At 61.8% G+C, this 21624-nt stretch carries 17 protein-coding genes; 8 read left to right on the plus strand and 9 right to left on the minus strand.

The genetic code is table 11. From position 1 onward, the window contains the following. Positions 1 to 2: 2 nt before the first annotated feature. Genes B5526_RS02920 through B5526_RS02950 form a run of 7 tightly spaced genes read left to right on the plus strand, consistent with a single transcriptional unit; the run spans position 3 to position 7050 of the window. Positions 3 to 1025 carry a xanthine dehydrogenase family protein molybdopterin-binding subunit gene (locus B5526_RS02920; protein ID WP_079536723.1) on the plus strand — a complete coding sequence of 341 codons (1023 nt, stop codon included), beginning with the start codon at positions 3 to 5 and terminating at the stop codon, positions 1023 to 1025. Continuing rightward, positions 1025 to 1906 carry an AAA family ATPase gene (locus B5526_RS02925; protein ID WP_079536725.1) on the plus strand — a complete coding sequence of 294 codons (882 nt, stop codon included), beginning with the start codon at positions 1025 to 1027 and terminating at the stop codon, positions 1904 to 1906. The genes B5526_RS02920 and B5526_RS02925 overlap by 1 nt, the downstream gene beginning before the upstream one ends. Next, complete coding sequence (locus tag B5526_RS02930; protein ID WP_079536727.1) at positions 1903 to 3021, plus strand: vWA domain-containing protein; 1119 nt, start codon at positions 1903 to 1905, stop codon at positions 3019 to 3021. Before B5526_RS02925 ends, B5526_RS02930 begins: the two co-directional genes overlap by 4 nt. After that, positions 3018 to 3905 (plus strand): amidohydrolase family protein, encoded by an 888-nt coding sequence (locus B5526_RS02935; protein ID WP_079536728.1) that lies wholly within the window; start codon positions 3018 to 3020, stop codon positions 3903 to 3905. The genes B5526_RS02930 and B5526_RS02935 overlap by 4 nt, the downstream gene beginning before the upstream one ends. Positions 3906 to 3948: 43 nt before the next feature. After that, on the plus strand, positions 3949 to 4797 hold the full coding sequence (locus B5526_RS02940; RefSeq protein ID WP_079536730.1) for an MBL fold metallo-hydrolase: 849 nt from the start codon (positions 3949 to 3951) through the stop codon (positions 4795 to 4797). Positions 4798 to 4818: 21 nt separating this feature from the next. Beyond that, positions 4819 to 6390, plus strand: coding sequence for an isochorismatase family protein (locus B5526_RS02945; RefSeq protein ID WP_079536731.1), 1572 nt, complete (start codon positions 4819 to 4821; stop codon positions 6388 to 6390). A 33-nt stretch (positions 6391 to 6423) separates the two neighbouring features. Continuing rightward, positions 6424 to 7050, plus strand: coding sequence for an FMN-dependent NADH-azoreductase (locus tag B5526_RS02950; protein WP_079536733.1), 627 nt, complete (start codon positions 6424 to 6426; stop codon positions 7048 to 7050). Between the two features lie 448 nt (positions 7051 to 7498). Here B5526_RS02950 and B5526_RS02955 read toward each other — a convergent pair whose 3' ends face one another. After that, positions 7499 to 8194 (minus strand): LuxR C-terminal-related transcriptional regulator, encoded by a 696-nt coding sequence (locus B5526_RS02955; protein ID WP_079536734.1) that lies wholly within the window; start codon positions 8192 to 8194, stop codon positions 7499 to 7501. Positions 8195 to 8820: 626 nt separating this feature from the next. Here B5526_RS02955 and B5526_RS02960 point away from each other — a divergent pair. After that, complete coding sequence (locus tag B5526_RS02960) at positions 8821 to 9750, plus strand: LuxR C-terminal-related transcriptional regulator (protein WP_244562184.1); 930 nt, start codon at positions 8821 to 8823, stop codon at positions 9748 to 9750. A 93-nt stretch (positions 9751 to 9843) separates the two neighbouring features. On the opposite strand, the gene B5526_RS02965 is transcribed toward B5526_RS02960, so the two are convergent. From B5526_RS02965 to B5526_RS03000, 8 genes are all read right to left on the minus strand, one after another. Then, positions 9844 to 10512: a LuxR C-terminal-related transcriptional regulator gene (locus B5526_RS02965; protein WP_172841954.1), complete on the minus strand. Its 669-nt coding sequence runs from the start codon at positions 10510 to 10512 to the stop codon at positions 9844 to 9846. Positions 10513 to 11033: 521 nt separating this feature from the next. Then, entirely contained in the window at positions 11034 to 12200 is a 1167-nt protein-coding gene (locus B5526_RS02970) for a hypothetical protein (RefSeq protein WP_079536739.1), read from the minus strand. A 131-nt stretch (positions 12201 to 12331) separates the two neighbouring features. Next, entirely contained in the window at positions 12332 to 15274 is a 2943-nt protein-coding gene (locus tag B5526_RS02975) for an HAD hydrolase family protein (protein WP_172841955.1), read from the minus strand. Between the two features lie 25 nt (positions 15275 to 15299). Further along, positions 15300 to 16511, minus strand: a complete 1212-nt coding sequence (locus tag B5526_RS02980) for a glycosyltransferase family 4 protein (protein ID WP_079536742.1) — start codon at positions 16509 to 16511, stop codon at positions 15300 to 15302. A gap of 7 nt (positions 16512 to 16518) precedes the next feature. Continuing rightward, positions 16519 to 17319 carry a polysaccharide deacetylase family protein gene (locus tag B5526_RS02985; protein WP_172841956.1) on the minus strand — a complete coding sequence of 267 codons (801 nt, stop codon included), beginning with the start codon at positions 17317 to 17319 and terminating at the stop codon, positions 16519 to 16521. A gap of 37 nt (positions 17320 to 17356) precedes the next feature. Then, on the minus strand, positions 17357 to 19528 hold the full coding sequence (locus B5526_RS02990; protein ID WP_154071099.1) for a hypothetical protein: 2172 nt from the start codon (positions 19526 to 19528) through the stop codon (positions 17357 to 17359). 226 nt (positions 19529 to 19754) lie between these two features. Then, positions 19755 to 20570: a WecB/TagA/CpsF family glycosyltransferase gene (locus tag B5526_RS02995; RefSeq protein WP_079536747.1), complete on the minus strand. Its 816-nt coding sequence runs from the start codon at positions 20568 to 20570 to the stop codon at positions 19755 to 19757. Then, on the minus strand, positions 20567 to 21550 hold the full coding sequence (locus tag B5526_RS03000; RefSeq protein ID WP_079536749.1) for a UDP-glucuronic acid decarboxylase family protein: 984 nt from the start codon (positions 21548 to 21550) through the stop codon (positions 20567 to 20569). The genes B5526_RS02995 and B5526_RS03000 overlap by 4 nt, the downstream gene beginning before the upstream one ends. Positions 21551 to 21624 lie beyond the last annotated feature (74 nt).

The raw sequence follows: 21624 nt of genomic DNA on the forward strand, positions 1-21624 counted from the left end.
CCATGGCGAGATATCGCGGACGCGGCATCGCGTCGATCAATTATCCCATCGGCATGAATCTCGGCGGCGATCCGAGCCAGGCGCTGGTGCATTCCAACCCGAGCGGCAAGTTCACGGTGTCATTGTCTTCGATCGATCTCGGTCAAGGCATGAAATCGGTGACCCGGCAAATCTGCGCCGAGACGCTCGGCGTGCCGGTCGAGGACGTCTATGTCGACACCGCCGATTCCGACACCGGCCCGCATTGCATGGGCAGCTTTGCCTCGCGCGGCACCCATCGCGTCGGCAACGCGGTGATGGCGGCTGCAAAGGAGGCGCGCGGGGTGATGATGGAGGCGGCGGCCGAAGAGCTCGAGGTCAACGCCGCCGACCTCGAAACCGATGGACGCGGCAACATTCACGTCAAGGGCGCGCCGCACCGGTCGATCTCGACCAAGGACGTCGCCATCGCCGCGCAGTTCAGGCAGGGCAAGACCATTTCCGGACGCGGCATCTTCCTGGTGCCGCTCTCCGCCGTCGATCCCGAGACCGGCGAAATGTCGCCGGCGACCTGTTATGCGCATGCCTGCATGGTCGCCGAGGTCGAGGTCGACGACGAGACCGGTGACGTGGCGATGGTGCGGATGGACAGCGCCTACGAACTCGGGCGCGCGCTCAATCCGCGCCTCGTCGAACAGCAACTCGTCGGCGGCGCCTGGATGGGCGTCAGCCACGCGCTGTTCGAGACGACGGAGCCTTATTATCCCGATCCCGGCCACGGCCCGCGTGACTTTGTCGAATATCTGATGCCGGGTCCGGGCGACGTCTGCCCGCATGACATCGCGGTACTGGAACGCCCGGCGGCGGATGGCCCGTTCGGCGCCAAGGGCCCGGGCGAGATGTGCGCCAATCCGATATTGCCGGCGGTCGCCAACGCGATCTTCAACGCCGTCGGCGTGCGCGTTGACGATCTGCCGATCACGCCCGAGAAAGTCCTGCGCGCCATTAGAGCGCAGGGCGGCGCGCGGCCGCAGGCGCGGCGCTGATGGTGGTTCGCGCCACCATCGCCGGCATCGACAGCCCGGAGGCGCTGGAGAAGGCGCTGCGCGCGGCCTATTATCTCGCCGACCAGGGCATCGCGACCGCGGCCTATCTCGCGCTCGCATTGGGCAAGCCGCTGCTGCTCGAAGGGTCCCCCGGCGTCGGCAAGACCGAAGCGGCGAAGGCGATCGCCGCAACACTCGGCCGCCGGCTAATACGCCTGCAATGCTACGAGGGCATCGATGCCTCCGCCGCGCTCTATGAGTGGAACTACCCGCGGCAGATGCTGGCGATCCGCCAGGCCGGCGACGAGACCATCGACATCTATGGCGAGACCTTCCTGATCGAGCGGCCGATGCTGGCGGCGCTGCGCGCGCCGGATTCGACGGTGCTGTTGATCGACGAGATCGATCGCTCGGATCAGGAGTTCGAGGCCTTCCTGCTCGAATTCCTCTCGGACTTCCAGATTTCGATCCCCGAGCGCGGCACCATTCGGGCGGCCGCGCGGCCGGTCGTGGTGCTGACCTCCAACCGCACGCGCGACCTGCATGAGGCGCTGCGTAGACGCTGCGTCTATCACTGGATCGATTACCCGAGCGCCGAGCGCGAGGCGAGAATAGTGATGTTGCGCGCCTCCAGCGTCGCCGAGGCGACCGCGCGCGCGGTGGTCGCCGCCGTTGGCAAATTACGGCGTGAGCCGCTGAGCAAGGCGCCCGGCATCGCCGAAGCGGTCGATTGGGCGGAGGCGGCGACATTGCTCAACAAGGGCGGCGCGCGCTGGCCGGATGCGTTCAAGCGCTCAATCGGCGTCGCGCTCAAGGACGAGGAGGACCTCGCCTTCATCTCGTCGCGGCTCGACGCGCTGATCGCGGAGGCGGCCGCGTGAGCGAAGTGCTGCCACTACCCCGCGCCGCGCGCGCCTTCGTCTCCTTCGTGGCGCTGTTGCGCGTCAACGGATTTGCGATTGCGCCGGAGCAGACCACTGCGTTCCTGGAAGCGATCGCCCTGCTCGGGCCGCGTGACCCTGAGGACATAAGGCAAGCGGGGCTCGCGACCCTGGCGCCCCCGCCCGAGCGGCGCGCCACCTACGATCTGCTGTTCCGAATCCACTTCCTCGGCGGGGAAGAGGTAGGGAGTGCCGAAGGCGAGGACGAGGAAACCGTTCGGCTGCAGGAGGAGGGACGCGGCGACGAGGAGCCTCTGCTCGCCGACGAGGCCAACGTATCAGGCGAAATGGCGGTACGCACGGAGGCCCTGGCGGAGCGCCGCCTCGCTCCGGGCGGACCGAGCGATGCGCTGCGCCGTCTCGCGCGCGAAGCGCCTTCGCGCCTGCCGCGCCGGCGCGGCCATCGACGGATGCGCGCGCGGCGCGGGCCGTGGGCGGATCTACGGCGAACCCTGCGCGAGACAGCGCGCAACGACGGCGAGGTGATGCGGCTCGGGCGGCTGAAGCGGCGGGCACGGCCGCGCAAGATGCTGCTACTGATCGACGTATCCGGTTCGATGAAAGCGCGCTCCGAGGATAATCTCCGGCTTGCGCATACGCTGATGCAGGCGACGCCGAATATCGAAGTTTTTACCTTTGGCACGCGTCTGACGCATTTGACGCGCGCGCTGCGGCTCAAGCGGCGCGAGCAGGCGCTGGCGGCCGCAGCCCATCTCGTCAGCGACTGGGACGGCGGCACCCGGATCGGCGACGCGCTGCAGGCGTTTCTCGCCGTGCCGCGCTTTGGCAGCTACGCCCGCGGCGCCGCGGTCGTGGTCCTGTCCGACGGGCTGGAGCGCGGTGACCTCTCGGCCTTACGCGATGCGGTCGCCAAATTGTCGCGGCGGGCCTGGCGGCTGAGCTGGCTGACGCCGCTCGCGACAGGCGCCCGCTTCGTGCCGCAGACCGAGGCGCTGATCGCCATCCACCGCTTCGTCGACGACATGGCTGATGGCGGATCGAACGCGGCGGTGGTCGCCCATGTGCTTTCGCTCCGACAAAGGAGAGCCGCGTGACCGGCATCGTCGACGCCCATCATCACATCTGGCGCCAGGCCGATCTGCCCTGGCTGGTCGGGCCGATGCAGCCGCGCATTTTCGGGCCTTATGAAGCGATCCGTCGCGACTATCCAATGAGCGAATACCTCGACGACCTCGCCGGCAATGGCGTCGGCAAGTCGGTCTATGTCCAAACCAATTGGGCGAAGGAGGCGTTCGAGGATGAGGCCGCGTGGGTGCAGCGCACCGCCGAGGAGACCGGCTGGCCGCACGCGATCGTCGCCTATGCGGATTTCGCCGCTGATGACGTGCGCCCGCAGCTCGACCGGCTCAAGCGCTACTCGCTGATGCGTGGCGCGCGGATGCAGGTGCACTGGCATGACAACCCGCTCTATCGTTTTGCCGCGTGCGCCGATATGTGCGCGGACCCCACCATCCGCCGCAACGTCGCGCGGCTCGCCGACTACGGCTGGAGTTTTGACCTCCAGGTATTCGCACCGCAGATGGCGGGCGCGGCCGGCCTTGCCGAAGCCTGTCCGGACGTCACCTTCGTGCTGCAGCACGCCGGAATGCTGGAGGACCTGTCCCCTGCCGGCCGCGCGGCCTGGCGCTCCGGCATGGCGCGGCTGGCGTCGTGTCCGAACGTCGTCTCAAAGCTTTCCGGGCTCGGCACGTTCATTCACCGCAACGATCCCGCACACATTGCCGGCATCGTTGCCGATACGGTGGCGCTGTTCGGGCCGGATCGCTGCCTGTTCGGCTCGAATTTTCCGATCGAGAAGCTGTGGACCAATTACCGCGACCTTGTCGAGGCTTATCTCGACGCAACCAAAACAAACCTGAAACACCGCGACGCAATCATGCGCGACACGGCCATGCGGGTATATCGTCTCGCGCCTTAAATCCTGCGCGCGGAAAACAAACAGAGGAAATGGGAGGCAAAACATGGCGTTGGAAATCAAGATACTCGACTATGGAGACATCGAACTGGAATCGAGTTTCCTCGTGCTCGGCCGCGACTGTGGGCGCACGCGCCGCGTGCTGACGCTGGGCTTTCTCATTACCGGCGGCAGCTACCCGATCGTCATCGACACCGGTTACCGTTCCAATCAGATCATGGAAACGCTCGGCATGCGCGGGCTGCAGTTTCATGAGAACATGATCGAGAACCAGCTCGCGCGGCACGCCGTGCGGATGGGCGACGTCCGCTTCGTTTGCCACACCCATCTGCACATCGACCATGCCGGCAAGGACGATTTGTTTCCGATGAACACCACCGTGGTCGTCAACCGCAAGGAGCTCGAATATTCCGTCTCCGGCCTGATGCACCCGCAATATCCGGCGCCCGACATCAAGCACCTGATCGATCGGCTGCATACCAAGAGCGCGCTGCGTTTCCTCGATCTCGAGGTCACCGGCGCGGTCGAATTAATCCCGGGCGTCTACTGCGAGGCGGCGAACGCCCACACCGAAGGATCGATGAATATTCACGTGCACACCGCAGACGGCATCGCGACGATCTGCGGCGACGTACTCTACGACATCAACGATCAACTCGTGGAGCCTTTTCGCGAGATCCACGATGCCGAACCACGCACCACCGGCAACCACGGCACGTCAAAGCGCGCGGAAAAGGCGGCCATCAAGAAGCTCGTCAACAGTTCGCGCTTTCTGCTGCCGGTGCACGACCGTCCCTGCCGGATCGAAGGCGGCCAAGTCGTCGGGCGGTTGCAGGACCAGGTGCCCGGCCCGATCGTGCAGTCGCTGCCCAAGCGCAGCTGGTTTCCGGCCTGACGCGACGCGAAGGCATCACCCATGACCCACGCCACGCTGCGCCCCGAATTCGAAAACCTGATCGATCCCTATGCGTCCGTTGGCCAGCTCGGGTCCGGCTTCACGTTCACCGAGGGGCCGATTTGGCATCCGGTAGGTCATTATCTGCTGTTTTCGGATATGCCCGCTGATGTTCGCCGCCGCTGGGACTCGACGCGCGGCGTCGTCGAGGTCAAGCGTCCGTCGAACAAATGCAACGGCATGACTTATGACGCCGACCTCAGTTTGATCGTCTGCGAGCACACGACGTCGTCGCTGGTCCGCGAGCGTCCCGACGGCCGTCGCGAGGTGCTCGCTTCGCATTTCGAGAACCAGGAACTCAACAGCCCGAACGACGTCTGCGTGCATTCGAGCGGCGCGATCTATTTCTCCGACCCCTGGTACGGTCGTATGCCGGTCTATGGCGTCGAGCGGCCGCGCCAGCTCGGCTTCCAGGGTGTCTATCGCGTGCCGCCCGGTGGCGGCGCGCCGCAGCTATTGGTCGACCGCTATTTGTTCGAGCAGCCGAACGGCCTCTGCTTCTCGCCAGACGAAAAGCGGCTCTATGTCAACGACACCGTGCAGGCGCTGATCCGGGTTTTCGACGTCGCCCCTGACCGTTCGCTTTCCAATGCCCGCGTCTTCGCCAGCGGTATCCGCTCCGAACTCGAGCCCGGCCTGCCCGACGGCATGAAATGCGATCAGCTCGGCAATGTCTGGGTGACCGCGCCGGGCGGCGTATGGGTCTATGCGGCGAATGGCGACCTGTTGGGCAAGGTTCGCGTGCCGGAACTGGTCGCCAATCTCAGTTGGGGCGGCGCCGATTTCCGGACGCTATTCATGACCGCGACGCACTCGGTCTATACGGTCACGACCAAGGTCGGGCCGCGCAGCGAGCCTTACATGACCTCAAGGGGAGGCGCAGCCGCGACGGCATCTTCGGCGCCTGCACCGCAGCTCAAGGCCGAGGGCCTGCAGCTCGACCCCACGCGCTGTGCGCTGATCATCCAGGATCTGCAGAACGACGTCATCATGGAGGGCGGCGCTTTCGCGGATTCGGGCGCGCCGGCGCATGCGCGCGCGCAGCGCGTCGTCGACAATGTGCGCCGGCTTGCCGACGCGGCCCGCGCCCGCGGCGTCGCCGTGATCCACGTCTGGTTCATCGTCGAACCCGGCGCGCCGGGCCTGACGCTGAACGCGCCCTTGTTCGAGGGCCTCGCCGATTCCAAGGCGCTGGTGCGCGGCTCCTGGGGTGCGGCGCCGGTGGCGGGGCTCGAGCCTCGTCCGGGCGATTTCATCGTCGAGAAGATGCGGATGAGCGCCTGGGAAGGCTCCAGGCTGGAAACCATCCTGAAGGCGACCGGCCGCGACATGCTGATCGATACCGGCGCCTGGACCAACATGTCGATCGAGCACACCGCGCGCACCGGTGCCGACAAGGGCTATTTTATGATTGTGCCCGAGGATTGCTGTTCGACCATGAACGCCGAGTGGCACAATGCCTCGATCAATTACGCGATGCAGAACGTTGCCATCGTCACCAACGCGGACGCGGTGATCAGGGCGATCGGGTGAACGCGCAAGGCGACGCGAGAAAGGCTAAGAGGCGTGCCGAAACTGTTCCACCTGCGCTGTTCGCCACGCGCGGCCTCCGAATCCTCGGCCGGCGCTGAGGCGTTCGTGACGCGATTCCGCGAGGCGCGGCCGAATTGGGACATCGACGTCATGGACATCTGGCGCGAAAGGCTGCCGGAGTTCGACGGCGACGCGCTGGAAGCCAAATACGCGCGCCTGAGCGGGCGCGCATTCTCCGACGCCCAGCGCAACGCGTTCGCCGAGCTCGAGCGCATGGCGATGCGGTTCGCGCTCGCCGACCGGGTTTTGATTTCGACGCCGATGTGGAATTTCGGTATCCCTTACAAGCTGAAGCAATGGTTCGATCTGATCGTGCAGCCCGGGCTCACCTTCCGCTTCGATCCGGCTCACGGCTACTTTCCGCTTTTGAAGAACAGGCCCACGATCGTGATCCTGGCGAGCGGAAGCGATTATGTCACCGGCATGAATCGCGGGCGGATCGATATGGCGACGCCCTATTTGCGCGAGGCATTGCGCTTTATCGGCGTCAGCGACGTTCGTTTCGCGCTGATCGGGCCGACCGCCGGCCCGGCCGAGCCGGCGCGCTCCGCCCGCGAGGCCGCGCACCGTCAGTTGGTCGAGATGGCGGCGGGCTTCTGACGGAAGCAACCCCCACGAGCTCGATCGTCAACGCCAGGATGGAGGAAGCGGCGCGGTGCTGCCGGCGTCGGGAAAGCCTTCAAGAGCGCGCGTGCGACGCGTCGGATTGAGCAGGGACAATAAAGGCAGAAAGGTAAGCTGATCAGACATTACACAAGGCCTCAATGTCCGCTTTGCGCGGCGGGTTCAACTGGTCAGCGCAACACACTAATCCTTTAGCAAAGATGGAGTGTGGGCCATGAAACAGCGACGTCGCATCTATTACTCGGCGGCACCTCGAGCCCAGAGCGAACAGACGCTTGATGGCGGTCTATCGAAAATAAATCGCCTTACACACATCGATTGATAAGACATGCGTTCGTGTTGAGGCAACCGCTGGTTTGGCAACGGTGCCAGCCTGGTGTTTTATTCCTCTCCGGGAAAGATGGACCACCCCCGCTCATCTAAGTCATCGTTGCCCGGTCTCGCGAATCCGAGGAACTTGACTTTCGGCAAGTCGGCCGGCGGTCTCATTTTGCGAAAGAGCGAGCGCCGCGAGCACTGTCCGGTTGCTGATTTCAAGCTTCTGATAGATGTGATGGAGATGCACCTTGATGGTGCCGTCGGCAATATTCAACCGGCGCCCAATTTCCTTGTTCGACAATCCCTTAGATACCAGACGCATGATCTGACGCTCACGGTCCGTCAGCACCGTCAGCACGTTCTCCGCAATCGCGATGTTCGCTCGATCCCGAGATACGGCAGAGTCGGAGGAAGGTAGCGGCAGCAGCCTCTGGCCATCCGCGACCTGGCGCAGGGACTGCAACAGAAATTCGGGCGTCGCATCCTTCGGAATGACCCCGTAGGCTCCGGCTGCGGCCGACATCACCAGTTCGCGATCTTCAATAGATGTGGTGAAGAAAACCAACCGGGTGGGAAGATTCTCGGAGTTAGCGATGGCTAGGATTTCCAGCCCGGTCAGACCAGGCATCGAAATGTCGAGGACGGCAATGTCCGGGACCAAACGTCGAATCGCTTCGATGCAGTCCGTACCGTCACTGCAGCTCGCAACAATTTTGAAGCTGCTCTCTGCCCCGAGTACGTTCGTCAAACCTTGCAGAACCACGGGATGACGATCCGCTATCACCACGCTGGTACAACGCATAGGCGGTCCTTAGCCTGCCCCCCTAACTTGAACCCCACGCGCCAACGCAAAGTTCCTCCTAACCTCCCGCAGAGTCACTATTTTTTTGAGCTTCTTGGCATCATCATACCGCAACGCAGCAAAAAAACAAGTGACCCAGTTGGGAGGGAGTTGTGTCTGTTCGCCAGTGAGACATCAGGACCTATCCAGCACAAATCTGGAGAGACGAAACAATCCAAAAAATCTGAATCGGTTTGGTCGAGAATGCCCTCCGCGGCGCGATCATTTTTACAATGCTTGGTAGCTTCTCACACACAACTCGCTCAGAGATGAGGCTTCACAGCGCACGCCTTGTTGTTGTGATTATCTACCGCGCCAACCGTTACTCACGACATTCCGTCCGAACTTGCGCCGCGCGCCTATAACCAAAGATATATAGGGATATCGTGCATTCGAATCTAACATTCATAAAAGCTTCACGGGACACAAGTGTGAGGCTTTCGGAATTTGACCACGAGACATTTCCTCTGAGGATGGAGGGCGCCACCGACTGAAGAAGTCAGATATTCGATACCAAGACTTCCACCGAAGAAGGAGTCGCTAACACCAAAACGAGAGGGCCGCAGTTCGATGGCCCCAGAGGCGATATGCGTACAGGGCTGGAGGTCATTATGTCGCGGCGAAGGTCTTTTGCGACCGTACTCGTTGGGAAACACATTTTACTTAGAGAGGGGCTTGCCAGAATCTTACGTCCAGCAAATTTTCGGATCCTGGCCTCGGTATTATCCGCCGATAATTTGCTCCAGAGCAAACTCCAACTGCACCAACCGCTGTTTCTCATTGTCCATACCGGCGATGATTTTGACGCCGCGGTCGAACAGATCGAACTTTTCAGGGATCAGCACCCGGGCGGGCGCATTGCGATCGTGGCCGATCACTATCGGCTGGATGACCTGGTTTCAGCATTTCGGGCAGGTGCCAACGGCTATTTCGTCGACGTCATGACGTGCGATGCATTCATCAAATCCTTGGAGCTGGTGATGATGGGTGAGACAATTTTCCCGCCGGCTTTTCTGTCATTCGTTCTCGATCTGGAAAGCGACCACTTCGCAGCGGCAATGACACGCGACGAAAACAACCAGGCGATCCTCGTCACGGACGGGGACACGCCCGCGCCGCAGCTTTCCCCACGGGAAAAATCAATTCTCGGCTGCCTGATTGAAGGCGACTCCAACAAATGCATCGCGCGAAAGATCGATATCGCCGAGGCCACCGTAAAGGTCCACGTCAAGGCGATCCTTCGCAAGATCCGGGTCCAGAACCGGACACAGGCGGCGATTTGGGGGATGAACAACGGATGGTTGGCACGAACGGCAAACAACAAGTCCCCGCTATCAACCTCCGATGTGAACAAGCGGCTGCCAAACCCCGTGGGGGAAATCCCCGAAATCAAGCGGATCGACCCGCCGGTACCACTCGGTGTGATCGACCACGAAACAATTCAGTTGCAGGTGCCTCGCACCGACCACTTCATCGGCAAGTTAAAGACTGAGGGCAGGATCCGGCTCCGCAAATAGTCGGCGGTTCGGCGCTCTTTCATCGCACCGATCCCAATGAATAGAGGCACACCGTCGATCCAGTGTTGATTTGCGTTTCCGGCGATGAAGTTTTCACCTCGAATCCGCGGGACGCATACGCCCGATATTGGCAAGCACCGTCCGGTTGCGAATCGAGAGCTTCTGGAAAATATGATGCAGGTGGACCTTGATGGTTCCTTCTGAAATGTGGAGCCGCTTCCCGACTTCCCGATTTGAAAGCCCGGTTGACACCAACTCTATGATCTGCCCTTCGCGAGCTGTTAGAGCGACCACTGATTCGTCGGGCTCGCCGCGCACGCGGGTATTGCGGACCGCGCGCGGCACGAGTTGCTGCCCGGACATGATCTGTCGCAACCACCGTACTAGCGACTGCGGCGTGCCATCCTTGGGTAGGACGCCGCTGGCGCCCATGGAGAATGCTGTCGCCGGGTCGGTGGCCGATGATGATAGGAAGACCACTCGCGTGGGAAGCGCTTCCGTCCTGACCACCGCGAGAACGGGAAGTCCGCTCAAGTCCGCCAAGGACATGTCGAGCAGCGCCAAGCTCGGGGAATGACTGCGTATGGCCTCAACGCATTCCGTTTCGTCCTGGCAACTCGCCACGACGACGAAATCGTCCTCGGTCTGCAATACGCTCGCCAGGCCGCACAGGAACACGGGATTGCGATCGCCAATAACAACGCTGTTCCGGCGCGGCGTTTTGTCCGTATCGCGCGGTACACGGGAAGTGGACGCGACCAATGGCGTACTCCGGGTCAAGCGTGGCCTTGTCGCGGCCGGCCTGGATCGTCCGCGGCCATCGGTGCATTCGCGGAATCTTGCAACAAACGGGATCTGGCGAGGCCGAGCCGTGCGGACATTCAATCGGCGACGCGTGACTCTGGGACCATCATGCTTAGCAGCCTCAAATAACGGATACGACCTCCTCACGTCGCGCCCTCCTCATTCGACACCAACGACACGCCTGCTCTTGACGGCGGCGACTGCCGCGGACCATCTTCCAACTCGGCCAATTCTTCTTAAGCAATATGGTCGCAAATGGGCCAGAAGGTGGTGGCAAGGACAATGATACATAGGAGGTAACTATGCGTCGTCGTGCACATGCTACCGCTCTTGTTGGATAGTGTTCCCTTCTGCGTGGGCTCTCCTACATGCTATGAGCGGATCATCCACAATCTGGTTTTTGGGGCGGATCGAACAGCACCAGCCCCTTCTTGATTCGAGGAGCGACCCACGGGCGATGGCCAATCAGATCTAAGCCTTCAAGGATCCAGCACCGCGCCGGCCGCGTCGCGTTTCAACGTCGCCGAGTTGGGTTCGACAACATTGCTGCCGGTTCGCGCCGAGAGAACTGTCGCAGGGAGTCGACGCAATCGGCCAGGTGATTCCGGATCCGCCCCCCTCATGATCATCGGACCGAATTTCCGCCCCCAGAATAGGCCGCGTCCGGCGAGCAGAGCCGGCGACCACGTCCAGTGGACTGCAGGGAGGGGAACGGACCACCAGAGCAAGCCTCGTTCGGCGAGCAAGGAAAGCAGGATTCCGACCGCCAATGCGGCAACGGTCGTCAACGCGAAGAGCAGCGCGACATTTGGCCCGGACGGCACCATGACGGGCTCCGCTGGCAGCAGCAATTGGCCGTCAGCGAACCTGACCATGTCCGGCGCCACCACCGCCTCTCGTTCCTCGGCCACCACCCCTTCCCGCGCAGCGGCCAACGCTGCTTTCAGACGTGCGAGTTTGGCCGATCCGTTGAGATAGCTCGGGTGGCGTGGACCGAAAACGGACGACAGCGCGGTCATTTCTCGTTCGGCCACGGCATACGCCTCGATGGCCTGTTGCCGCAGTCGTCCGCGCAGATATTCGGACGCCACCCAATTCGCCAATCGGGCGGCGCGCTCCGGATCGGACGCAGTGACCGCGACCGTTATCAAATAGGACCGCGGATCGTTGGTCACGGTGATCTGCCTCATGACGCGTGCGACGGCAAGATCGCGCGGCATCGGCGCGGGCAGCCCGAAAACCGACCGAACGGACGACAGCACCCGCGCCGGAAGCGACGGGCGCGCATAGGCCGGATCATTGTCGAGCCCGAGCACCGAAACGACCGCGCTGGCGGTCCCGCGCGAGCGGACGATGCGGGCCGCGCTATCCACGACGGCTGCCGCGTCAACCGCAGCGGTCGACTGGACTTTCTCACCCGAAACAGTTTCGTCACGGGTGAAATCGAGCTTGATCATTGCTTCGCCGGTATAGCGTGGCGCGATCAGCACGAGTGCGACCGACAGGGCCGCCAAGGCGATGCCGAGAACCGCGGCAAAGAGAGCCCTGTGCCTCCACAGGATTCGCAGCGTGTCGTACACGACGCTTTCGTAGTGGATGCGCGGGGTGTAGATCGCCTTCTTCTCGAGTGTAGACCTGCTGGACATCCTGGTCTCCCGGATAGATGCCGTCCTTTAATCGCCTGTTGCATTGCACCGGTTAGACCGGTTCCCTTCCGCCACCGGCGAAAGAGTGGCAGGAATGGGTACCTCCTATTCCCCAATTCGCCCGGCCGCCGTCATCGCACGAAAATCCTGAAGACAGCGGGGTCGAATAAGCCGCGGAACAGATTTCTGGCCCGGCTCTCGTCCGCGGCTTGCAGCACTTCCAGAAACAGGGTCGGGCCGCCGGGCCGTAAGGTTTTACCCTCGGCGCAGTGTTCACATGACCCACCGTGCGGATGCACAAGCAAGCGTGCGATTTCGAGCAGGCCCCGCTGGTACGGATGTCGAACGATCTGGCAGCCGAGGAGCCGGGCCTCACGGACACGATCGATATTGGCCGGGGCAAAGCTATGAGTGGCTGCGCGAAACATCGGCAGATCCCATTCCGAGTCGCCGACCGCGATCGTCTCGGCGTCGGGCCTCAAGACCCAATCGCGCAGGGCCGACAAGCCTGTACCCTTATTGACATCCTTGGCCACGATCGTCGTATCGATTGTGGTTTGGTGGAAGGAAAGCCGATCCAGCCCCAAGGATTTCATCAAATGATGCATGATGAGCTTCGGGAGGGGGGCAGGTGCGCCGCCTCCGATACTGAATGAGCGCGCCGAATTCAAGACAGAGGAGAGAAGGCCGCGCGGTTTGTCATGATAGCTGAAGGCCCTAATGGAATATTGATGGCGGTCGTCGAGGAATACCCCGGGGAGCAGCCGCAAATGACTTCTCAGCTGGTCCAACTGGACCATAGCCTCCGGGTCGATGAGAATTCGCTCGCGCTGACCTACAGCGTCCCACAGATAGCTGCCGTGCTCGGCGACGCCTCCGGCCAAATGATAGGCCTGGCAGTAATCCTTCACTTCGGCGGCCGACCGGGCCGTGTTCAGGGCGACCGAGAATCCATGCGCGTTCAACAAGGAAAGGGCCTCGATCCCGACCGCTGAGGCGCACGGAAAACCGAAGAGCCGACGGTCGAGCACGCCGTCGACATCGAGCGCGACAAGCGGCGAACGCCACTCCAGCGCTTGCGGCGGCCGACAAAAGCTGCCGCAATATCGCGCGGCATGGACCGTGAGAAAATTCCAGGCGCTCATGAATTGGAGATGGAATTCCTGCTGCCTGTCGGCGGCAAGCGGCTTGCCGAAGAGGTGCGCTTGGGCTGTGTCCATCGCCCAAAAGCCTGCCAGCAATTTGTTCATGAAGAGCCTTCGCTCTACGCCTGTGTCTTCCGACTGCTCGACATAGCGTCGGATTAGCCGGCTCTCCTCATCGGGTGAGAGCGCCAGGGTCAGGATGGTCTCCGCCAGGTCGTAGGCAGGATCGACCACGTTCAGCTCGGATTTGCCCATGCCGTGATGCTCGTAGTCGGTCTTGAGCAATCCGTGTGACCCGTTGATCCATTCGGTGCGCGCCATATTGCCGTCGATGAGCGTGGGCAATGGGCAGTGCTGCTGTGCCAGTCTCCGCTCAAGGCGCGGCCGCATCAGCGTGTCTGTAATGATTCTGCCGTAGGCCTTGCTGAGAGCCTCCTGCAGCAATCGATAACCATTTTGATGCTGTCGCAAATGCTTGCTTGAAACTAAATTTGTTCCGAGACTCAGGCAGCGAACTCTCGCGGCCACGTATGAGGCGGACGTCTCAATTAGTTTTTCGCGCTCCTCGGCTCTGTTCAGGGGGAATGAAGCCTGCGGAAACCATTCCATATAGAGGATCCCGTCGCGAAGCCCGAGAATCGGCGGGACGAAGCCTGAGAGCCGGTGACCGGCCAGAAACGCGTGATAGCCGAGCCATCCCCAACCGACGCTCTTTGCCAGGACGTACCGCGTTCCCTCCTGTCCCTGAGGCGTCTTCAAGTGAACTTCGTAAATCCGTTTAAGCCGCGTGCTGCGGCCGCCGCGCGACAAACTCTGTAAGCGAGCATTGAACTCCGTTACGCTTTTGCTGGCGACCAGCCGTATGTCGGCGACATTCTGGCGCCAAAAGTACTCAGCCAATCGGCCTTCCACCAGTCTTTGGTCGAGTAGCCGATGCTTATGCCATTGCTCAGGTTCCAGCGACACGACAAAATTTTCGGACAGAGGCCCGAAGCAGTCTCTTCTCGCCGGGTGAGCAGGGGCGAGGACTCTGAGCTTATCGGGAGCAAATCCTGCTCGGCGAGCCAGATCGAGACCCAAGACAATCGTATCACCGGTGTGTGGCGCATCGTCAACAATCAGGGCCGTGAAGCCCCGCTGGGCGCAACGACTGAGTTCCTGACGCTCCCACCGCCCCGGACCTTTGTTCGGCTGAATCGTCAATGAGGACACCGTCCGATAGCCTTCAGCCTTGAAAAACGCTCGCAGCAAAGGAGCAAAATAGGAACCTGAGGTGCGCAGCCCCAGGATCAGGATTGCTTCCGACCGATCCGGGAAGCGCTGCGCAAAGCGTTGTCCGAGCGCCAGGACATCGAAATGTGTCAAGTCGAGCCGGCGGAATGGGGTTGGGACACCGATGTGCTCAGTTTGCAAATCGGGTGGCAGAGGCGAAAGCAACAGCTTGGCCAAATTGCTGCCTGACTCGGCGAAGCAGGTCGGGTCAGAGAGTTGCCGGGCAACGACGACTGCAAGAAAATCGTCCAGCCCTGCCTGCCAGCGCTCCCGCCAGCGACGTACCTGCGCCCGGCGGCGCTGTGGCAGGATACCCGTCAGTCTTTCCGTCGCCCATCTGGCGCTACGTCCAAGAGCCCTTGCGGCCAATGCCCTAGGCATGCGCAGGGTTGGCCCGCGCAGGTGCTCGTCCACAGCGTTCAACAATCCGCAGGAAAGCAGAAATACGTTGGTGACGACTTCACTGGTTTGCCAGCCCCCCGGAGTACTCGGCAGCCGATCGATTTCGTCGGCAAGGCGCTCAATTGCTTCGCCAACCGTCAGATGCGGATCCAGACACCAATTATAGGCGGAATAGAAATTCGTCTCGGCCGGCAACGCGTCGTGTCGCGCCGGCAGTCGGTCGAACATCGCAGGTTTTGTCAGTGTGAGCATCATGCGTTTGCTGCAATTCTCCGTCGTCCTACGACGCCGATACGGTATCCATCTCGTGCACATCATGCCGGGAGTATCCGTCGACGGCGCGTGCGTAGATTGCCATGAGCACCTCATGGTTCGCGTCGGCGGTGAAATTCTGATCAAAGGTCTCCCGCGCGGCCCGTCGCATCCGCTTCAGAGCGGATGAGTCCGAGAAGAGGCATCGGACCTTCGCGGCCAAGTCTTCCGGGTTGCCAGGGTCGAAGCGCAATCCGTTGCGGCGGTCCTCGACGATTTCGGCCATCGCTCCCAGTCTGGAGACGACGACGGGCGTGCCCTTGGCGAACGCCTCGATCACAACGCGCGGAAGCGCACTTTCGTAACATTGCGACGGCAGCACTAAAAACGCCGCCGCTCCGATCAGATCGTAGACCTTCTCGTGCGAAACGCCTTGCAGCCACTGAATCGCGGCATTTTGTGCCGCCGCCTCCTGAACCGCGGGCGCCAGCGGACCGTCGCCGGCGATCTTCAACGGCACCGCCTTCCCAACGCTCCGCCACGCCCTCAGAAGGGTCTCGACCCCCTTTTCCGCCGACAGCCGGCCGACATAGACGGCATATCCGCCGTTTCCCGCGCCCGCGCCCGGCTCCGGATAGGCGAAGTTGGATTTGACGGCGATTTTGTCTGCGGGAAGCCCTCCCTCGATGAACTTGCGCCGGCTGAATTCACTCAGGGCGATATACGCGTCGACTGCGTTGCGCCACGTTCCCAATAAGCGATGCGACGCGATCATCGCCGCGACTGCGGCGCTGGCGGCGCGGCTGTCGCGGTAGCAGCTGTGCGCAACGCCGCGCCAGGGGACCGTCTTGCCGAGGCAATCCTCGCAAGGCTTGCCGTCGCGGAACAGGAGGGCGTTGACACAGACAAGCCGAAAGTTGTGCAGCGTCTGGACGACGGGAACGCGCTCGGCCCGCGCGGCGTAATAGGCGGCAGGAGAGATCAGCGGAAGCGTATTGTGGAAATGGACGACCTGCGGGTGATGCACGCCAATCAGACGCCGCATCTCGAGAAATGCCGGACGGCTCCAGATCGTGCGGCCCGCGAGCTCCAGGCGTCCCATGCCGTCGGTTGCGTCGTTGGACAGGCAATATTGCGTCACACGGTGTCCGTGCGCCCTGAGCATTGCGACCTCGGCTGCGACGCATTGGTCCTCACCGCCGGCGAGCTTGTAGAAGTTGTGCGCCACCAGGATGTTCATGATCGTCTCATCCTCCGGCTGCGGCCGTTTTCGCCGCCTGCGCCGCTTGGTCGAGCACCGTGACCGAGGGCATGGACAGCCGGCAGAGTTGTCCGTTGGTGAGGGCGGGCGCTTCACGCACGAAACTGCCCATAAGACACAGGACGTCTTTCAGACGCTGCCATTGGCTGGCGTCCTGCAACTCCCAGGAATGTCCCCATAGATGGAAGACGCCGCCTCGGTCGATGGCGTGGCGCAACAACGATTCCGCCATCGCGGGCCATTCGGCCGCACGACCATGGATGACGTAAAGCCAGAGATTGGCCAAAGCCTTCCGCTTGATCGCGTTTTTTGCGAAAGCCAAAAAGCGGTGCGGAAAGGCCTGAATGGTTGTCGGCATCAGCATGAGCCCCGCTTGCCGCCGCGGGAAGTCGAGCGAAAGCAATTCGACGCCGCGCACGCCGACGTATCCTGCCTTTTTCGCGATCGCTAGGTGCCGGCCCGAGTACTTGCCTTCCGGCGGACAAAACATCAGGCACGGCAGGCCGGTGTTGTTTTCAAGCCAGGATCTGGAGCCGACGATCTCTTGCCAGGCTTGTTGCTCCGTCGCGCCGGTGAGAACAGTGTGGTGCAGAGTATGCGCGCCAATTTCAAAAACGAGGCTCAGCTCCCGAAGCTGGGCAGCCGTCATCGTGCCATTCTCTGCGGTCATCGGTATGTAAAAGGTGCCGCGCAGGCCATACTTCGTGAGCAGTTCGGCGACGCGCAAATCCAACGGATGGCCGTCGTCCCAGCTTGTCGTGATGTATGTCGTCGGCTTTACAATCACACTTCCACCCATGCATTGAGGAGGGAAATACCTACGTCTAGCCAAATCTCTTATGTGGACACAGCGGATCGTCGAATTCAGCCTTCAGCCTGCCAACCATTGTGTCGATGCGGCGGGAGGCGATGTATTTGATGAGCACGTACCAAAGTCCGCGCAGCGACCACGATGCGGCGAGCCTCTTCAGATGTGCTCGCGCGCAGGCCTCGATTTCGTCCAGAGACCGCTGCTTCTCTTCGAGAGGCTTGATCGTCTCAATGAAGGTTCGCAAGACGCCATGGGTGAACATCTGTCTGCGCAATAGAGCGCCGGGGTGGCCTATGGTGGCCTTCACAGTTATTCCCGTACCATACAGCATGTACGCCAGATCGTGTGATGCCGGATACCAACGCTTGGGGACGTCATCGCGGAACAAGCAATGCTCATGCGCGCCCAGGTCGACGAATGAGAGATCTCTGGCCACGATGCCGCACAAAACATTATTGAGACTTAGATCGCCGTGAACATTTGAGTCGATCGACCAATATCTGTTCATTGCAGCGACAAATGCGCGCGAGGCCGATTCCAACACTTCAGATGTCACGTTCTCACCGGTATCCAGGCACAAGTCGAGCTTTCTTCCTGGAACCATAGTCATCACCAGTGCGAGTGGTGATTCGCATAAGTACAGTGGCGCCGGACTAGAGATTTTCCAGCCATTGATGGTGAGACCGTCCACCGCTGCATGCAATCGAGAGAGCGCATCAAGCTGCGTGCGCACCACTTCGACATTTGGCGCTGCGGATGGTTTGTACAACTTGATCACCAAACTGCGGTATGCTTGCCAGACCGGCTGCTGGTTCGGCGATGTAACAGCATAAACAATCGCCTGGCCCCCCTCATCAAGCTGTTCAACAACCCAGCCGCGGTCTATGGAGCTTCGGGTGAACTGCTGGATTACCCGGACCGCCATCGCTGAGTTGGAATCCGAGCCAATCTGCATGGGATCTGGTTTTGGGTTGCATTGCGGGACGAGGGTTAGGAACGCTACCCACCGTCCCACCGACCCGGCGACGTTACCCGCCAAGAAACCGTAAGCCGCCCCCACCAACCCCCACTCGACCATCAAAAGCCAGACGAGAAGGCCGGTGATAACGGCCCCGATTGAACCGGCCCAGACGATTGCACGAGCGCGCTCCAAGCTCGCCAGCGCGATGGAAGCTGGAGTACCTACGGCCGACGCGAGCAGCGCTACGGCCAGAACGGCGACGGTGTGACCCTGTCCCTCGTACTCCTTGCCGCGATAGAGCAAACGCATCACGTCGTCACCGATGAACAGGACCACGAAGCAGAACGAAGTCATCACCACACCGAGCAATAACCCCTCTCGAACCATCTGACGGCGCAGCAGCGCGCCGCCGCCCTCCTTCAAAGCGAAGACTGCTCTCGGTGTCATTATATTGTTCATCCCGGTGATCACGGGGTTCGCAAACAGCACGACGCTCATGCATGCAGCGAAGACGCCTGTCGCGGTCGTGCCGACGACCAGGGCCAACAGCCAGTAAGTTATGTATCCCTGCACGGACACGGTGATCTGGCCGGCGAAAAGCCATCTGCCCAAGCCCCAACTTTGTCTCGCTGTTGTCAGCACCTGAGTCCAGCGGAACGCAAATTTGCCGCGGGAGAAGCACAGCCACACGATCGAAGTGGAGGCGCAGGCAAAGCCAAGCGCGGCACAGGCGGTAGCGCCGGACATCCGCCCGACCCATCCTATCCAGCAGAGTCCGGCCAGCTGGATCGTCGCTACCGCCGAATCCAGAATCAGAGCTTGGCCGGTGTGCAGGTGCGCCAAGGAGAACTTGCGACCGAATTCCCGCAAAAATGCGAAAGGCAGCACCCCCGCCAGCGTCCAGGTCATTGCGCGGAGCCGCGGATCTGCGCCAGTTGCGGAAAGAGCCAACGCGATCACGAGCAGGATGACAATGCCGAGCGCTGACAATAGAGCACTGTGTGTCAGCGAGCTGCCCGCATGTTCAGCTGGCGTTCCCCGAGCGCGGTGCTGTTGGATCGTATAGGGCAGTGAGATCAGCGATTCCTGGATGGAAAGCGACGATACCAGCAGAGAGATTCCGATCGAGTAAAGTCCGAGTTCGTTTGGAATAGTCCAGCGCGCGATCACGACCGTTGTCAGAAAACTGGCAGCGCTCACTACCGCCTGATCTGCGAGCGCCAAGGCGTGCGTTCCCCAAGTTCCCCAAGCGGTGCGCAGCAGACTGAGCGTAGTCCATCGCTCCTCCTTCCCGCCTAGCGTTTCGCCGGTGCCATGAGGTGCGCGGTCGAAACCAACGACGTTGGGCGTCAACGGCGGACGCCGGCTTTCGCCGTCGTGCGAGTGGGAGAGGGACACAGCAATCGTTCTCCGCGCTGTCCATGGATTGCCGTTGCGATGCATGGGCAGCCTATTTCCAAGATGGCGACCCTGAGGGCGCGTCCTCGGAGGGTCTGATTGCGCGGCGCATCAGTTCGCCAACGGCGAGAAACGCGAATCCGGGCACAATGTAGGCGTAGCGCCGCCACAGGCGCCGGGGCTCCGAGCACAGTCGGAACAGCCACTCGAGCGCGTGACGTTGCATCCACTGCGGCGCCTGGCGCTTCGTCCCGGACAGGAAATCGAATGCCGCGCCGACGCCGATCATGACCGGTGCGTCGATGCGCCCGAGGTGTTCCGCCATCCACCGCTCCTGTTTCGGCGCACCCAGCCCTACCCAAACGATGTGCGGCCGCGCGGCGTTGATCGCATCGACGGCCGCGCGGTCCTCCGCGGGCGTCATTTTCCGGAACGGCGGGCAGAACGTGCCGGCTACTTGCAATCCCGGGACGAACCCGACCAAAGCTTCCTTCAGTTTCTCGGCGACGCCGACGTCGCCGCCGTAGTAGAACTGCCGGTAGCCGCGCCGGCCGGAAACCGCCGTCATTTCCCGCATCAGGTCAGGCCCATAGACCCGTTGCGTGCGCTTCTTGCCGATCAGACGCAGGAAATACACCACAGGGACGCCGTCGGGCGTCACCATGCCGGCCTCGTTGTAGATCTTGCGCAGCAACGGGTCACGGCGGCATTCCATGACGGCGTGGACGTCGGTGACGCAGACGTACTCGCGGCATCCCTCGCTTATCCAGCGTTCGAGCGTCGCGATCGCGTCGTCCATAGCGATGGCGCAGACGTTGACGCCGAGAACTTCGCCGCGGTCAGTATGCAGGCGGACCACTGCGCTCATTGGGGGAACTTCCATACGAGCTTGTCCGCCTCGCGCGAATTAGCCAGCAGCGCGTCGAAATAGTCGATGGTCTTGTTGAGACCTTCCTCCAAGCTGACCTTGGGCGTCCAATGCAGAAGCTGACGCGCGCGCGAGATATCCGGTCGGCGTTGGCGGGGATCGTCCTGCGGCAACGGCCGGAATTCGAGTCGCGAGCGCGAACCCGTCAGGGAAATGACGAGCTGGCCCAGCTCGCACATGGTCATTTCCGCAGGATTGCCCAGATTGATCGGCCCGTCGACGTCCTCCTGCGGCACGTTCATCAATCGCGTCAGTCCGTCGATCAGGTCGTCGACATAGCAGAACGACCGGGTCTGTGCCCCCGACCCGAAGATCGTGATGGGCTCGCCTTTCAGGGCTTGGACGATGAAGTTGGAGACGACGCGCCCGTCCTGGGGATGCATATTCGGGCCGTAGGTGTTGAATATGCGCGCGACCCGGATGTCCAGCCGATGCTGCCGCCGGTAGTCGTAGAACAACGTCTCGGTGCACCGTTTGCCTTCATCATAGCAGGCGCGCGGCCCAACCATGTTTACCATGCCGTGGTAATCCTCGGTCTGCGGATGGACGTCCGGGTCGCCGTAAACTTCGCTGGTGGACGCCTGCAGGATGCGAACGTGCAGCCGTTTGGCGAGCCCCAGCATGTTGATCGCCCCGAGCACACTGGTTTTGGTGGTTTGGATGGGATCGCGCTGGTAGTGGATCGGCGAGGCCGGGCAGGCGAGGTTGTAAATTTCGTCGACCTCGACATAGAGCGGGAACGTCACATCGTGCCGCATGACCTCGAAAGCAGGTTCGCTGAGTAGCGGTTCGATGTTGCGGCGCATGCCGGTGAAGAAGTTGTCGACGCAAAGCACCTCGCATTCCTGCTTGAGTAATCGCGCACATAGATGTGAGCCGAGAAACCCCGCGCCGCCGGTCACCAGAACACGTTTCTTCACGATGCGCCTCCTGCCCGTTGCATGTCAGCCAATCCGGCATGTGGCACCGGCACGTGGCAGCCAACAACCGCGCA

This window comes from Bradyrhizobium lablabi (assembly GCF_900141755.1).
GTDB classification, from domain to species: domain Bacteria; phylum Pseudomonadota; class Alphaproteobacteria; order Rhizobiales; family Xanthobacteraceae; genus Bradyrhizobium; species Bradyrhizobium lablabi_A.

Coding starts and splice junctions, on each gene's coding strand:
- B5526_RS02920 (WP_079536723.1), top strand. CDS start 3: ATGGCGAGATATCGCGGACGCGGCATCGCGTCGATCAATTATCCCATC.
- B5526_RS02925 (WP_079536725.1), top strand. CDS start 1,025: ATGGTGGTTCGCGCCACCATCGCCGGCATCGACAGCCCGGAGGCGCTG.
- B5526_RS02940 (WP_079536730.1), top strand. CDS start 3,949: ATGGCGTTGGAAATCAAGATACTCGACTATGGAGACATCGAACTGGAA.
- B5526_RS02945 (WP_079536731.1), top strand. CDS start 4,819: ATGACCCACGCCACGCTGCGCCCCGAATTCGAAAACCTGATCGATCCC.
- B5526_RS02955 (WP_079536734.1), bottom strand. CDS start 8,194: ATGCGTTGTACCAGCGTGGTGATAGCGGATCGTCATCCCGTGGTTCTG.
- B5526_RS02960 (WP_244562184.1), top strand. CDS start 8,821: ATGCGTACAGGGCTGGAGGTCATTATGTCGCGGCGAAGGTCTTTTGCG.
- B5526_RS02970 (WP_079536739.1), bottom strand. CDS start 12,200: ATGTCCAGCAGGTCTACACTCGAGAAGAAGGCGATCTACACCCCGCGC.
- B5526_RS02975 (WP_172841955.1), bottom strand. CDS start 15,274: ATGATGCTCACACTGACAAAACCTGCGATGTTCGACCGACTGCCGGCG.
- B5526_RS02980 (WP_079536742.1), bottom strand. CDS start 16,511: ATGAACATCCTGGTGGCGCACAACTTCTACAAGCTCGCCGGCGGTGAG.
- B5526_RS02995 (WP_079536747.1), bottom strand. CDS start 20,570: ATGAGCGCAGTGGTCCGCCTGCATACTGACCGCGGCGAAGTTCTCGGC.